Origin of the sequence: Thioclava pacifica DSM 10166 (assembly GCF_000714535.1) — a bacterium.
GTDB classification, from domain to species: Bacteria; Pseudomonadota; Alphaproteobacteria; order Rhodobacterales; family Rhodobacteraceae; genus Thioclava; species Thioclava pacifica.
Map to the genome: position 1 here is coordinate 103,948 of NZ_AUND01000039.1, position 13,553 is coordinate 117,500.

14 protein-coding genes are annotated in these 13,553 nt (G+C 64.7%); 7 read left to right on the forward strand and 7 right to left on the reverse strand.

The annotated features are described in order from the left end of the window. Positions 1–7 precede the first annotated feature (7 nt). The 4 genes from TP2_RS15440 to TP2_RS15455 all read right to left on the reverse strand — a co-directional run bounded on the left by TP2_RS15440 (position 8) and on the right by TP2_RS15455 (position 4,485). Positions 8–547, reverse strand: a complete 540-nt coding sequence (locus TP2_RS15440; protein WP_038079357.1) for a hypothetical protein — start codon at positions 545–547, stop codon at positions 8–10. After that, a complete protein-coding gene (gene mreC / locus TP2_RS15445) occupies positions 544–1,515 on the reverse strand; it encodes a rod shape-determining protein MreC (protein ID WP_051692717.1) in 972 nt (323 codons plus the stop codon). Before mreC ends, TP2_RS15440 begins: the two co-directional genes overlap by 4 nt. 52 nt (positions 1,516–1,567) lie before the next feature. After that, positions 1,568–2,599 (reverse strand): rod shape-determining protein, encoded by a 1,032-nt coding sequence (locus TP2_RS15450; RefSeq protein WP_038079360.1) that lies wholly within the window; start codon positions 2,597–2,599, stop codon positions 1,568–1,570. A gap of 326 nt (positions 2,600–2,925) precedes the next feature. Further along, on the reverse strand, positions 2,926–4,485 hold the full coding sequence (locus TP2_RS15455; RefSeq protein WP_038079514.1) for a 2-isopropylmalate synthase: 1,560 nt from the start codon (positions 4,483–4,485) through the stop codon (positions 2,926–2,928). 324 nt (positions 4,486–4,809) lie between these two features. Between TP2_RS15455 and TP2_RS15460 the strand changes: the two genes are divergently transcribed. After that, on the forward strand, positions 4,810–5,460 hold the full coding sequence (locus tag TP2_RS15460; protein WP_038079361.1) for an SDR family NAD(P)-dependent oxidoreductase: 651 nt from the start codon (positions 4,810–4,812) through the stop codon (positions 5,458–5,460). After that, entirely contained in the window at positions 5,457–6,995 is a 1,539-nt protein-coding gene (locus TP2_RS15465) for a cryptochrome/photolyase family protein (RefSeq protein ID WP_157617148.1), read from the forward strand. Before TP2_RS15460 ends, TP2_RS15465 begins: the two co-directional genes overlap by 4 nt. 85 nt (positions 6,996–7,080) lie before the next feature. On the opposite strand, the gene TP2_RS15470 is transcribed toward TP2_RS15465, so the two are convergent. From TP2_RS15470 to TP2_RS15480, 3 genes are all read right to left on the reverse strand, one after another. Continuing rightward, positions 7,081–8,559, reverse strand: a complete 1,479-nt coding sequence (locus TP2_RS15470; protein ID WP_051692719.1) for an MORN repeat-containing protein — start codon at positions 8,557–8,559, stop codon at positions 7,081–7,083. A gap of 137 nt (positions 8,560–8,696) precedes the next feature. Next, positions 8,697–9,407, reverse strand: coding sequence for an alpha/beta fold hydrolase (locus TP2_RS15475; protein WP_038079362.1), 711 nt, complete (start codon positions 9,405–9,407; stop codon positions 8,697–8,699). 97 nt (positions 9,408–9,504) lie between these two features. Further along, entirely contained in the window at positions 9,505–10,248 is a 744-nt protein-coding gene (locus TP2_RS15480) for an alpha/beta hydrolase (protein WP_038079363.1), read from the reverse strand. 179 nt (positions 10,249–10,427) lie between these two features. Here TP2_RS15480 and pqqA point away from each other — a divergent pair, with 179 nt between their 5' ends. From pqqA to pqqE, 5 genes are read left to right on the forward strand one after another with little or no spacing between them, the layout of a single operon-like run. Further along, on the forward strand, positions 10,428–10,526 hold the full coding sequence (gene pqqA, locus TP2_RS15485) for a pyrroloquinoline quinone precursor peptide PqqA (RefSeq protein ID WP_038079365.1): 99 nt from the start codon (positions 10,428–10,430) through the stop codon (positions 10,524–10,526). Positions 10,527–10,554: 28 nt separating this feature from the next. Next, positions 10,555–11,451: a pyrroloquinoline quinone biosynthesis protein PqqB gene (pqqB, locus tag TP2_RS15490; RefSeq protein ID WP_038079369.1), complete on the forward strand. Its 897-nt coding sequence runs from the start codon at positions 10,555–10,557 to the stop codon at positions 11,449–11,451. Continuing rightward, entirely contained in the window at positions 11,448–12,194 is a 747-nt protein-coding gene (pqqC, locus tag TP2_RS15495; protein WP_038079371.1) for a pyrroloquinoline-quinone synthase PqqC, read from the forward strand. The genes pqqB and pqqC overlap by 4 nt, the downstream gene beginning before the upstream one ends. Then, entirely contained in the window at positions 12,191–12,466 is a 276-nt protein-coding gene (gene pqqD, locus TP2_RS15500) for a pyrroloquinoline quinone biosynthesis peptide chaperone PqqD (protein ID WP_038079373.1), read from the forward strand. Before pqqC ends, pqqD begins: the two co-directional genes overlap by 4 nt. Then, positions 12,463–13,551, forward strand: coding sequence for a pyrroloquinoline quinone biosynthesis protein PqqE (gene pqqE / locus TP2_RS15505; protein ID WP_038079374.1), 1,089 nt, complete (start codon positions 12,463–12,465; stop codon positions 13,549–13,551). The genes pqqD and pqqE overlap by 4 nt, the downstream gene beginning before the upstream one ends. Positions 13,552–13,553: the final 2 nt, after the last annotated feature.

The following is a 13,553-nucleotide window of genomic DNA, read 5'->3' on the forward strand; positions in this document are numbered from 1 at the left end:
GCCCCTCTCACAATCTGTGCCCGAAGGCGTCGACCTCGCCCGGTGCGGCGCGTCGGAGCCCGAAGGCGACCCGCGAGACCATCACCACGACCGGATAGGCCGCAAGCGTCATCAACATGCGGAACAGCTCGAGCCCGAGCGCGGGCTGATCGACCATCACGATCATCAGCATGAACCGCTTGAGCGACATCATAACCACCAGCAGCACCGCGACCAACGCCCATTCCAGCGCGAAGGGCAGATCGCGCAGCGCAGTCTCGCGGGCGCGCAGGAACTCGGTCGCGCCGAGCACGATCAGCGTCCAGAGCCCGATCGGACGCCAGAAGAGGATGTCTTCGAGCAGGAACACGATCACGATCAGCAGCGCGGGCACGTATTCGGGGCGGCGCAGCACCCAGGCCAACGTCAGCGCCAGCATCAGATCGGGGCCGGGCAGGGCGCCCGGCGTATGGCTCAGCGGCAGCAGGCGCACGAAGATCAGCGCGAACCCGATGCCGATGAAAAGCGTGCGATAGCCAAGCCTGCGGCGCGTGAGCGGGTCGATCATTGGCCCGCTCCCGTCGCGGCGTCCGCGGCATCGGTTGTATCACCGCTCTCAATCGCGCCCTCGGCCGCCTCGGTCCGCGCCTTCTCGGCGGCCTCCTGTTCGATCACCTTCGGATCGGGGGCGATGAGCCCTCCGGAATTGTCGATGCGGTCCACCGGGTAGGAGCGCAGCACGCGCAGGAAATCGAGCCGTTCGTAATCGGCCGAGAGTCGCACGCGCAGGCGTTTGCTCCGATCTTCGAACACTTCGCCTACCAGCAGTCCGGCCGGGAAGACCCCGCCATCGCCCGAAGAAATGACCCGGTCGCCCGGACGCACCCGGTCAGGGTGTTCTATGAAATCGATCACCGGATAGGGGGAGTTGTCGCCCGCAAGAATGGCGTTCTGACCGGAGGCCGGGATGCTGATGGGGATACGGCTCGATGCATCGGTGAGCAACAGAACGCGCGAGGTCGAAGCCCCCACTCCGGAGATCCGCCCGACGAGACCAAGCCCGTCCATCGTCGCCCAGCCATCGACGATCCCGTCGCGCTTGCCAACATTCAGCAGCACCGATTTGCGAAACGGCGAGCCGCTATCGGCCAGCACGCGTCCCGAGACCGAGGTGAGTTTCGGATCGAGCCGCACCTTGTTCAGAGCAAGCAGCTTGGCGTTTTGCTGATCGAGCTGACCGGCCGTCTCACGCCAGGCCTTCATTTTCTGAAGCTCGCGGCGAAGTTCCTGATTTTGCTCGTAGATCCGGGAGTAGGACTGGAAGCCCTCGATCATGTCGGTGATCTTCGTGACCGGTGCCATTGCCCAATCGAAGCTGGGAACGAAGCGATCCACGAGGGCGGAGCGGACACGCTCCATCCGCGGGCTGTCGATGCGCCAGATCAGGAAAAAGACCAGCAACAGCAACGCGAGAACCGCCACACCGAGGCGGCGCAGCGGTCCGATATAGTCCTGATCGTCGCGGTTTCTGGCCAATTCCGTCTCCGGTCAGCGCTCTGGCCGGGTGGGCTGCGTTCCCGGTCCCGGCTCAGCTGTCGTAATCAATCACGTGGCGAAGCTGCTTTTCATATTCAAGCGCCTTGCCGGTGCCGAGTGCAACACAGTTGAGCGACTGGTCGGCAATCGAGATCGACAGGCCCGTCTGCTCGCGCAATGCGAGATCCAGCTCGCCCAGAAGCGCGCCGCCACCCGTCAGCATCACGCCCCGGTCGACGATATCGGCGGCGAGGTCGGGCGGGGTGGTCTCCAGCGCCTGCATCACCGCGTCGCAGATCTGCTGCACCGGTTCGCTCAGCGCTTCGGCGACCTGCGCCTGGGTGATTTCGGTTTCCTTCGGCACGCCATTCAGCAGGTCGCGGCCACGGACATGCAGCGACATCCCGCGCCCGTCATCGGGCATCCGCGCGGTGCCGATCGTGGTCTTGATCCGCTCGGCGGTGCTTTCGCCGACGAGAAGGTTCTGGTTGCGGCGCAGGTAGGAAATGATCGCCTCGTCCATGCGGTCGCCGCCCACGCGCACCGAACGCGCATAGACGATATCGCCCAGCGAGAGCACGGCCACCTCGGTCGTGCCGCCGCCGATATCGACCACCATCGAGCCGGTGGGGTCGGTGATCGGCATGCCCGCGCCAATCGCCGCCGCGATCGGTTCCGCGATCAGGCCGGCGCGACGGGCGCCTGCCGAGAGAACCGATTGACGGATCGCGCGTTTCTCAACGGGGGTCGCGCCATGCGGGACGCAGACGATGATCTTCGGCTTCGAGAAGGTCGAGCGTTTGTGCACCTTGCGGATGAAATGCTTGATCATTTCCTCCGCGCTGTCGAAATCCGCGATAACGCCGTCGCGCATCGGGCGGATCGCCTCGATCGAGCCGGGGGTGCGGCCGAGCATGAGCTTGGCGTCCTCACCAACTGCCAGCACCTGCTTCTTGCCGTCTTTGACGTGATAGGCGACCACAGAGGGTTCGTTCAGGACGATGCCCTTGCCCTTCACGTAGACCAGCGTGTTCGCCGTCCCGAGGTCGATCGCCATGTCCGAAGAGAAGATCCCAGCTACCATTTGTCCGCCTGTCCCGTCGCAAAAGTCGTGAAAACCCCGACTCGTGCCAGTCGTGGTCCGGGGTTCGTATAGTCAAAGCGGCGCGGGCGTGGAAGCGGATTTGCGCCAAGGCAGTAAGGGCTCTGCGGTTATCCGCGCAAGGCAGTTCAAGCAATTGACCTTTTTCAACATTTCTGTCTGAAAACTGGGTGAAAACAGCAGAAAGAATTTCAGATTTGCAATGCGTCACGAAATCGTGCAGTTTTGCTAATTTCGCGGGCGCGGTGCCAAAGGAAAGGGCAGCCCGCGCGGGGCTGCCCGTTTGTCACCGACTCGGCGGCGACGGATCAGAGCTTGTAGCTGACCTGTTTCACATCCGCATCCGGCGCGGTCTTCTGGCTGCGTACCCGCAGGCGGTTCAGCGCGCCGACATAGGCCTTGACCGAGGCGAGGATCGTGTCGGTATCGGCCGCCGAGCCGGTCACGATACGACCATCCTCCTCCAGACGCACCGATACGGTGGCCTGCGCGTCGGTGCCCTCAGTCACGGCGTGGACCTGATAGAGCTTCAGCTTGGCCTTGGTCGGATAGATCGACTTCACGCAGTTGAACACCGCATCCACCGGGCCGTCGCCCTCGGATTTGCAGCTTTTCTCCTCGCCATCGACGAGCATCTTCAGCTCGGCTTCCTGACCATCCGAGCCACAGACCACGCGCAGCCATTTCACTTGCAGGTAGTCATCCGCCGTGTTGGCCGCCGTGTCCGACATCAGCGCGACCAGATCGTCGTCATAGATTTCCTTTTTGCGGTCGGCCAGTGCCTTGAACCGCACGAAGACATCGTTGAGCTGGTTGTCAGCCAAATCGTAGCCCAGATCCTTCAGCTTCGAGCGCAGCGCGGCGCGGCCCGAATGCTTGCCCATCGCGATATTGGTCTCGGTGATACCGATATCGGAGGGCTTCATGATCTCGAAGGTCTCGACATTCTTCAAAACGCCATCCTGGTGGATGCCGCTCTCGTGCAGGAAGGCGTTCTTGCCGACGATCGCCTTGTTGAACTGCACCGGGAAGCCCGAGACCTGCGCCACCCGGCGCGAGATGTTCATGATCTTCGTGGTGTCGATCCCGGTGTCGTAAGGCATGATGTCATGGCGCACCTTCATCGCCATCACGACCTCTTCGAGCGCGGTGTTGCCTGCGCGTTCGCCCAGACCGTTGATCGTGCATTCAATCTGGCGCGCCCCCGCATCGACCGCGGCCAGCGCATTCGCCGTCGCCATGCCCAGATCGTTGTGGCAGTGGGTCGCGAAGATGATCTCGTCGGCGCCCGGAACGCGCTCCAGAAGCATCCGGATCAGCGCGGCCGACTCTGCCGGGGCGGTGTAGCCCACCGTGTCGGGGATGTTGATCGTGGTGGCGCCCGCCTTGATCGCGATCTCGACGACGCGGCAGAGGTAATCATGCTCGGTGCGCGTCGCATCCATCGGCGACCATTGCACGTTGTCGCACAGATTGCGCGCATGGGTCACCGTGTCGTGGATCACCTCGGCCATCTGGTCCATGTCGAGGTTCGGGATCGCACGGTGCAACGGCGAGGTGCCGATGAAGGTGTGGATGCGCGGGGATTTGGCGTGTTTCACCGCCTCCCAGCAGCGGTCGATATCGGGCAGCTTCGCGCGGGCGAGGCCGCAGATCGTGGACGTTTTCGCCCGCTTCGCGATATCGCTCACGGCTTCGAAATCACCGATCGATGCGATCGGAAAGCCGGCCTCGATGATGTCGACACCCATCTCGTCGAGCATGTCGGCGATCTCGAGCTTCTCGTCATGGGTCATCGTCGCCCCCGGCGATTGCTCGCCGTCGCGCAGGGTGGTGTCGAAAATCAGAACGCGGGATTTGTCGGTCATGGTCTGGGCCATCTGCTGTCTCTTTCGTCTTGGCTCTTAGCGTCAGTTGGTCCCGAAGGCCAGCATTGCGCGGTGGCTTTCGGAAGTTGTCCGGGCGCTGGATACCCCTGAGCGTTCGCGCCCGGGGGCACGCTCAGAGGCTGCTAAGAAGAAGGAGACCACGGGAAATCGCGCCACGGGCTCTGGCCCCGGCTGCGTGAATCTGGATATGGAAGTCCCGTGTCATGGGCCGCACTATAAGCGCGAAGACCCAAATGAAAAGCAAAAAAAGGAACCGCGCGGGGCAGGGGCACGTAGCCATTGCGAGTAACAAGGGAGGTGGGCGTGGCCCCTCAGGCAATCGTGATCGGAGATACGGGCGGGATCGGGGCGGCGATCCGCGCGGAACTGGAGGCGCGGGGATATGCCGTGCACGGCTTGTCGCGGTCACGCGACGGGTTCGACGTGACGGATGAGGCGTCGGTGGAGGCGGGGCTCGCGGGGATCGAGGGGCCGGTCGATCTGGTCTTCGTGGCCTCCGGCGCGTTGGGAACGCCTGAGAAATCCCTCTCGCAACTGACGCCTGCGGAGCTTGCCAGCCAGTTTGCGGTGAACGCGATGGGCCCGGCGCTGGTGCTCAAACATGCCGCGCGCCTGCTGCCCCGCGACCGGTTCGCGCGCTTCGCGGCGCTCTCGGCGCGGGTGGGCTCGATCGGGGATAACCGGTTGGGCGGCTGGTATAGCTATCGGACCTCGAAGGCCGCGTTGAACCAGCTCTTGCACGGGGCCGCGATCGAACTGGCGCGGACGCACAAACAGCTCGTCGTCGCCGCGCTCCATCCCGGCACGGTCGACACGCCCTTCACTGCCGATTACCCGCGCGACAAGCTCGCGCCCGCCGAGGCCGCACGGTGCCTGCTCGACGTGCTCGACGGGTTGAGCCCCGCGCAATCGGGCGGTTTCTTCGACTATGCCGGCAAGGAGATCGTCTGGTGAGCGACGGTAAACCCCGCCTGATCGCGGTGCTCGGCGATCAGCTCAGTCCTGACGGCGCGGCTCTGCGCGCGGGCGACAAGGCGCGCGATGTGGTGGTCATGGCCGAGGTGCGCGAGGAGGCGACCTATACCGGCCATCACAAACAGAAACTGGCCCTGAGTTTCGCCGCGATGCGGCGCTTCGCCGATGAGCTGGAGCGTGACGGCTGGCGCGTCCTCTACACGAAGCTCACCGATGCCGAGAACGCAGGCTCTCTCGTCGGCGAATTCGCGCGCCGTGCCGAGGAGGTCGGTGCCGAGGAAGTTCTGACCCTCGCGCCCGGCGAATGGCGCCTGCGCGAGGCTCTCGACAGCGCGCCGATCCGTATCCGCCAGCTGCCCGACGACCGTTTCATCTGCTCCGAGAAACGCTTTGCCGACTGGGCGAAGGGGCGCAAGGAACTGCGCATGGAGTGGTTCTATCGCGAGATGCGCCGCGAGACGGGCCTTCTGATGGAGGGCGACGACCCCGCGGGCGGCACCTGGAATTACGACAAGGAGAACCGCAAGCCCGCCCAGCCCGATCTGTTTCGCGAGCCCGCCCCGACCTTCCGCAAGGATGCGCTGGTGCAGGAGGTGCTCGACATGGTCGCGGCCGAATTTCCCGACAATTTCGGCACGCTCGACGGGTTCAACTGGCCCGTCAGCCGCGCGCAGGCGGAACGCGCGCTGGAGCATTTCATCACCCATAACCTGTGCGATTTCGGCCCTTATCAGGATGCGATGCTGGAGGATGACCGGCTCCTTTATCACTCGTTGCTGTCACCCTGCCTCAATCTCGGGCTGCTTTCCCCGCGCGAGGTCTGCGAGGCGGCGCAAGCGGCCTACAAGGCCGGCAAGGCCCCGATCCAGTCGGTCGAGGGCTTCATCCGCCAGATCCTCGGCTGGCGCGAATATGTGCGCGGGATCTATTTCCTCGAAGGGCCCGATTACACGTCCCGCAACGCGCTGAACCACTCACGCGACCTGCCTTGGTTCTACTGGTCCACAGAGACCGACATGGCCTGCATGAAAGCCGCGATCTCCCAGACCCGCGATCTCGCCTATGCCCATCACATCCAGCGACTGATGGTGACCGGGAATTTCGCGCTTCTGGCGGGGATCGACCCGGGCCAGGTGCAGGATTGGTATCTGGCGGTCTATATCGACGCCTATGAATGGGTCGAGGCGCCCAATACGGCCGGGATGAGCCAGTTCGCCGATGGCGGGGTCATCGCCTCGAAACCCTATATTTCCTCGGGCGCCTATATCGACAAGATGTCGGATTACTGTGCGGGCTGCGCCTATGACGTGAAGGCGAAAGACGGCGAAAAATCCTGCCCGTTCAATAGCCTATATTGGCATTTTCTCGACCGTCACCGCGACCGGTTCGAGGGGAATGCGAGGATGAAACTCATCTACCGCAATTGGGACAAGCAAGACGAGGCAACCCGCAAGGCAAAGCTGAAAACGGCCCAGGCGGTCCTCGACAAACTCGACGCGGGCGCGCGGATCTGAACCGCGCCTCCCTTCTTCTTGATCAAAATATCTCCGCCGGAGGCTCCCGCCCGGACCACCAAGGCCTTGGCCGGGAGAGGCGCGCTCAGTTGGCCGCGGGCGCGTCCTGCACGGGCTGGCTTTCGACCGTGTCGGGGCTGGGCTGGGTGTTCGTAGACGTGCCGACCTCTGCATCGGTTGCGAGCGCGTCATTCGCCCATTGCCCCTCTGCGGTCTTGCCCGAGGCATAGGTCATCTTGCCTTGCCCCTCGCGCTTGCCATTGGCGAAATTGCCCTCATAGACATCGCCATTGGCATAGATCGCACGGCCTGCACCGTCGATCGCCCCATTGCGCCACTCACCTTCGTAGATGAAACCATCAGGCATGGTCAGCTTGCCCATGCCGTCGCGCTGGCCGCGCTTGAACCCGCCCTCATAGACCGTGCCGTCGGCATAGCGCGCGATACCCTGACCGTCGCGCTGGCCGTCGGCCCAGTCGCCTTCATAGGTGTAGCCGTCGGGATAGGTCATCTTGCCATGCCCGTGATTGCGCGCATTCTTGAACTCGCCTTCATAGACGAGCCCGTTGGCGTAATGCGCGACCCCGGTGCCTTCGATCACCCCGGCGATCCAGCCACCCTCGTAGCTCGACCCGTCGGGATAGGTGATCTTGCCTTGCCCATCGGGTTGGTCATTGAGGAAATGCCCCTCGTAGATCGATCCGTCCGGATAGGTGGCGCGACCCTCGCCTTCGATCCGGCCCTCTTTCCAGTCGCCGGTATAGACATAGCCATCCGTGCCGCGGAAGGTGCCGGTGCCGTGGCGTTTGTCGAGCAGGAATTCACCCGTATAGACATCGCCGTTGGCATAGGTCACGCGGCCTTTTCCGTGGCGTTTGCCGCCCGCCATCTGGCCTTCGTAGACATCGCCATTGGGCTGGGTCAGCGTGCCCATCCCGTTCATCTGGCCGTTTTTCCATTGCCCGACATAGGTCAGACCATCGGCCATCGTCAGCGTGCCTTCGCCGTCGCGCTGGCCATTCGCCATCTGGCCCTCATAGGTCGAGCCATCGGGATAGGTGATTTTGCCCGCGCCCTGCTTGATGCCGCCCAGCCAATCGCCCTCGTAGCGATAGCCGTTCGCGCTTTCGAGCGTGCCTTTGCCGTCATGCATCGCATCGCGAAACTGCCCGGTATAGACCGAACCGTTCGCATAGCGGGCGGTGCCGGTGCCGGTGATCTGGCCATTGACCCAGTCGCCCTCATAGGTCCCGCCATCGGCGAAGGTGATCTTGCCCTTGCCATTGGGCTTGCCGCGGGCGAACTCGCCTTCATAGACCGAGCCGTTGGGGAAGCGCGCGCGGCCCTGGCCGCGGATTTCGCCCATCACCCATTGGCCTTCGTACTCGTAGCCCGAGGGCAGCTTGTAGGTGCCGTAGCCATCCTGCTTGCCGTCGGTGAAAGTGCCCTCGTAGAGCCCGCCATCCTCATATTGCTTGGTGATCACGTCCTTCGCGAACGCGGCCTGTGTGCCGAGCCCGACGAGAAATGCCAATGCGACGGTGCGAAGCTGCGCCCCTGCCATGCCTGCCCTCGATCCTGCTGCCTTCGGCTGCGCGGCGGATTCGTCTCGCGCGGCCCTTTTGCAAAGGTTAATTGCCACGCCCGGGCGAGACAAGCGCGCAAGGCGCGCTGCGTGCGGCTTGGCGAGCCGCAGACCGTTCACGCCAGCAAAAGCGGCGCGTCCAGCCAGTCGCGCAGCCCTTGCGTGATTTTCTCGGGCTGTTCGAGCGGGCTCATGTGACCGGCGCCGAGGATCAGCCGGTATTCCGCATGGGGCATCAGCTCGGCCAGGAACTCGTGGCGACGCGGCGGGCAGATACGGTCATACTCGCCGCACATCAGCAGCGCCCGCGTCTTGGTGTTGCGCAGCGTGCGTTGCAGGTCCGGGCGGCGCATCAGCGCGCGCGACTGGCGCTCGAACGTGTCGGGGCCAAGTGCTGCGGCCATTTCCAGCATCAGCGCCTGCACGGTGGCGCGGCCCGCGCCCGGTGCAAGTGCGTCAGAGGGGATCTCGTCAAGCATCATCTCGTCGAGCCGACCCGTGCGCGCCCCCACGATCCGGGTCTCGCGGCTGGCGGCGACCTGCGGAGTTTCGGGCAGGGGCGAGACATCGATCAGCGCGATCTGGCTGACGCGGTCGGGCGCGCGGCGCAAAATCTCGATCGCGACGACGCCGCCCAGCCAGTGCCCGGCGAGCGCAAAGCGTGCGGGCGCATCGGCAAGCACCGACTGCGCCATTTCCTCGATCGTGGCGCCGCGCATCTGCGCGACCATCACGCTGCGTTCGATCGACAGATCCTGTAACTGGTGCCAGAACAGTCGTGCATCGCACATGAATCCTGGCAGGAAGACCAGCGGGTCGTTGGGCATGGCTCGAAACCTCTTTCGCGGCGCTTTTGCGCTCTGTTGAGGCGGAGTGTGCCGCAAGCCCGCGGGGCTGGCAAATCGAAAACCGGAGAGCGGCGGATCAAAGCCGCTCGATCACCTCGGCAAGCGCCGTCTCGATCAAGGCGAGGCACTCGGGCGTCGAGAACCGGTGATCGGCGCCCTTCACCAGCGTCAGCCGCATATCCTCGCCCTCGGCGTGCTCCAGCAGGCGGATCGCGGTCTCGGTGCTCACCGCCTCGTCCGCCGTGCCTTGCAGGAAACGGGTGGGGAAGGGCAGGGGAAGCGGCGTGCGCAGCACCAGCCGGGTGCGTCCTTCGTTGATCAGGCGGCGCGTGATCACATAGGGCTCACCGTAATCCGAGGGCACCGCGACCGAACCTTCGGATTCGAGCTTGTGGCGCGTTTCCTTGTCGAAGCTCGCCCAATAGCCATCCTCGGTGAAATCGGGCGCGGCGGCGATGGTCACGAGACCGGCCACCCGCTCGGGATGTTCGCGCGCCATCAGAAGCGAAATCCAGCCGCCCATCGACGAGCCCACGAGGATCTGCGGTCCCTCGGTCAGCGCCAAGATCGCATCGCGCGCATCCTCGAACCAGTCGCCGATCGCGCCGTCCTCGAAGGCCCCCTCCGAGATACCATGGCCCGAGTAGTCGAACCGCAGGAAGGCGCGGCCCTCGCGCTTGGCCCATTCCTCGAGCGCGATCGCCTTCGTGCCTTCCATGTCCGATTTGAAACCGCCGAGAAAAACCACGCCCGGGCCTTTGCCGGGGGTGTGGTTATAGGCGATGCGGCGGCCCTCGGGCGTGTCGAGATAATCGGTCATGCGCTCCTCCGTGGCAAAGTCGCGCCCAGCCTAGCGCCGGGCGCGGGTGGCCTCAAGCCGCGCCCGGCGACCCACCCGAATTGGCCGCGACCCGATCGCTACGACCAAGGTCTAATTGCCGCGACGGGCCGGCGCGGGTGCTAATGGCCAGACATTCTTGAGCCACTAGGGAGGATATCATGGCCTGGGCGAAACCCGTTCTGCGCGCGATCGACTGCGGTATGGAAATCAACATGTACGGTCCGGATTCGGGCGACGAGGGCGGCGTCCTCTTCTGAGGCGCGCTTTCGGCGCGGGGAGGGCCGAATGACACTTCACGCGCGAATCCTGGGGGCGGCGGCCGGTGGTGGCCTTCCCCAATGGAATTGCGGTTGCACCAATTGCAATCTCGCGCGGGCCGGGGCGATCCCGGCCCAGACGCAAAGCTCGGTCGCGGTCAGCGGCAACGGGCGGGACTGGGCGATCCTCAACGCCTCGCCCGATATTCGCGAACAAATGGCGCGCACGCCCGAGCTGCACCCGACGGGGCTGCGCGATCTGCCGCTTCGCTCGGTGCTGGTGACCAATGGCGATATCGACCATGTGGCGGGGCTGCTGGTGCTGCGTGAGAGCCAGAGCTTCACGCTTTTCGCCACGCCTGAGATCCATGCGGTACTCGGCGCGAACCCGATCTTCGATGCGCTGCGGCCCGATTGCGTGACCCGTGCGCCGGTCGCGCTCGATACGCCGTTCGAACTGGCGCCCGAGCTGAGCGCGCAGCTCTTCGCGGTGCCGGGCAAGGTGCCGCTTTATCTCGAGGGCGAAGAGGTCGTGACCGATCTGGAGGGAGAGCAGACCGTGGGGGTGGAGCTGCGCGCAGGCGGCAGCCGCGCGTTCTACATTCCGGGTTGTGCGAAGCTGACACCGGCTCTGGCAGCCCGGCTGAAAGGCGCCGATCTGGTGATGTTCGACGGCACGCTCTGGTCGGATGACGAGATGATCGCCGCGGGGCTGAGTGCCAAGACAGGTCAACGCATGGGGCATATCTCGATCTCGGGGCCCGAGGGCAGTCTCGCCGCTTTCGAGAGGCTCGGCGTCCCGAAACGGATCTTCGTGCACATGAACAACAGCAACCCCGCGTTGCGCCCGGATTCGGAGGAACGCGCCCGCATCGAGGCGGCGGGATGGATCATCGGGCAGGACGGGATGGAGGTAAGGCTATGACCCAGACACGCGAGGCCTTCGAGGCCCGCCTGCGCCGGATCGGCGCGGAGCGCTATCACGACAAGCACCCGTTCCACGATATGCTCCACTCGGGTCGTTGCACCCCTGATCAGGTGCGCGCCTGGGTGATCAACCGCTATTACTATCAGCATACGATCCCGATGAAGGATGCCGCCTTCATGTCGCGTGTCGAAGAGCCGGCGCTGCGAAGGGCATGGCGCTCGCGCATCGAGGATCACGATGGAACCGCCGAGAACGAGGGCGGGATCGAACGCTGGTTGCGGCTGGCCGATGCGGTGGGGCTTGATCGCGATTACGTGGCTTCGCGGCAGGGCGTGTTGCCGGCGACGCGTTTTGCCTGCGATGCCTATGTCCGGTTCGTGCGCGACAAGACGCTGCTTGAGGCCGTGGCCTCCTCGCTGACCGAACTTTTCGCACCCGCGATCCATGCCAACCGGATCGAGGGGCTGCTCGCGCATTACGATTTCGCCGATGACCGGTCGCTGTCCTATTTCAAGCGCCGCCTGTCAGAGGCGCCCAAGGATGTGGCCTTCGGGCTGAAATGGGTGCTCGATCATGCCGATACGCAGGAAAAACAGGACGCGGCGGCGGCGGCGCTCGAGTTCAAGACCGATGTGCTCTGGGCCCAGCTCGACGCGCTCCATTCGGCTTACGTTGCCCCTGCGCGCATCCCGCCGGGGGGCTGGCAGCCGGGCACGCATCTGATCCGGGTCGCGGCATGATTGCTCAGGGCGCGATCCCGGTGATCCCGCGCGGGGTCCGGCTGCATCGCGATGCGGTGCGCGACCGCTGGGTGCTGCTCGCGCCGGAAAAGACGATCGCCCTTGACGAGATCGGCCACGCCATCCTCTCGCGTATCGACGGGCGGACGGATTTCACCACGCTGATCGATCGGCTCGCCGAGGACTATGCCGCGCCGCGCGAACAGATCGCGCCGGATGTCTCGGGCTTCATCGCGGCGCTTGCCGAACGCCGCATTCTGGAGGTCGCATGAGCCGCATTCCGCCCCCGATGGCCATGCTGGCCGAGTTGACCCATCGCTGCCCGCTGGCCTGTCCCTATTGCTCGAACCCGCTCGAGCTCGAGGCGCAGGAACGTGAATTGTCGACCGAGGATTGGGCGCGGGTCTTTGCCGAAGCCGCCGAGCTGGGCGTGCTGCAGCTTCATCTTTCGGGCGGTGAGCCCGCGACCCGGCGCGATCTGACCGATCTGGTGCGCGCTGCGCGCGCGGCGGGGCTCTATACCAACCTGATCACCTCGGGGATCGGGCTGACGCGACGCAGGCTCGAGGAACTCGACGCGGCAGGGCTTGATCATGTCCAGTTGTCCTTGCAAGGGATGGATGCGGAACTGGCCGACCGGATCGGGGGCTATAAGGGCGGTTTTGCGCGCAAGATGCAGGTAGCGGGCTGGATTGGCGAAATCGGGTTTCCGCTGACGCTCAACGCGGTGCTGCATCGCCAGAACCTGCATCAGCTGCCACGCGCGCTGGAGATGGCGCAGGAGATGGGCGCGCGCCGGATCGAGGTGGCGATCGTGCAATTCTACGGCTGGGCGATGAAGAATCGCGCCGCCCTGATGCCGACGCGCGAACAGGCGCGCGAGGCCGAAGCCCTGGTGGCCGAGGCGCGCGAGGCGCTCAAGGGCAAGCTGGTGATCGATTTCGTGCCTGCCGATTACCATGGCGATTATCCCAAGCGCTGCATGAATGGCTGGGGGTCGGTCGGGCTCAATGTCGCGCCCGACGGCTCGGTCCTGCCCTGCCATGCGGCGCGCACCATTCCGCATCTGGACTTCTGGTCGGTGCGGGATCGTTCACTGCGCGAGATCTGGTACGACAACCCCGCCTTCAACGCCTATCGCGGCGACGACTGGATGAAAGAGCCCTGCCGGAGCTGCGAGCGCAAGGCGATCGACCTTGGGGGCTGCCGCTGTCAGGCTCTGGCCATCGCGGGCGATCCGGCGGCGGCCGATCCGGTCTGTGTAAAGTCGCCCGCCCATGGGAAGATGCGGGCGATGGCAGAGGCGTTCAACGCCGAGGGCGCGCGCGCCGAACTGACCTATCGCCGATACGCCTGAAG

Bases quoted from the DNA above. Each gene is read 5' to 3' on its own strand.
- TP2_RS15450 (WP_038079360.1), bottom strand. From the start codon at position 2,599: ATGGTAGCTGGGATCTTCTCTTCGGACATGGCGATCGACCTCGGGACG.
- pqqC (WP_038079371.1), top strand. From the start codon at position 11,448: ATGACCCAGACACGCGAGGCCTTCGAGGCCCGCCTGCGCCGGATCGGC.
- TP2_RS15480 (WP_038079363.1), bottom strand. From the start codon at position 10,248: ATGACCGATTATCTCGACACGCCCGAGGGCCGCCGCATCGCCTATAAC.
- pqqE (WP_038079374.1), top strand. From the start codon at position 12,463: ATGAGCCGCATTCCGCCCCCGATGGCCATGCTGGCCGAGTTGACCCAT.
- TP2_RS15470 (WP_051692719.1), bottom strand. From the start codon at position 8,559: ATGGCAGGGGCGCAGCTTCGCACCGTCGCATTGGCATTTCTCGTCGGG.
- TP2_RS15475 (WP_038079362.1), bottom strand. From the start codon at position 9,407: ATGCCCAACGACCCGCTGGTCTTCCTGCCAGGATTCATGTGCGATGCA.
- TP2_RS15455 (WP_038079514.1), bottom strand. From the start codon at position 4,485: ATGACCGACAAATCCCGCGTTCTGATTTTCGACACCACCCTGCGCGAC.
- pqqD (WP_038079373.1), top strand. From the start codon at position 12,191: ATGATTGCTCAGGGCGCGATCCCGGTGATCCCGCGCGGGGTCCGGCTG.
- pqqB (WP_038079369.1), top strand. From the start codon at position 10,555: ATGACACTTCACGCGCGAATCCTGGGGGCGGCGGCCGGTGGTGGCCTT.
- TP2_RS15440 (WP_038079357.1), bottom strand. From the start codon at position 547: ATGATCGACCCGCTCACGCGCCGCAGGCTTGGCTATCGCACGCTTTTC.
- pqqA (WP_038079365.1), top strand. From the start codon at position 10,428: ATGGCCTGGGCGAAACCCGTTCTGCGCGCGATCGACTGCGGTATGGAA.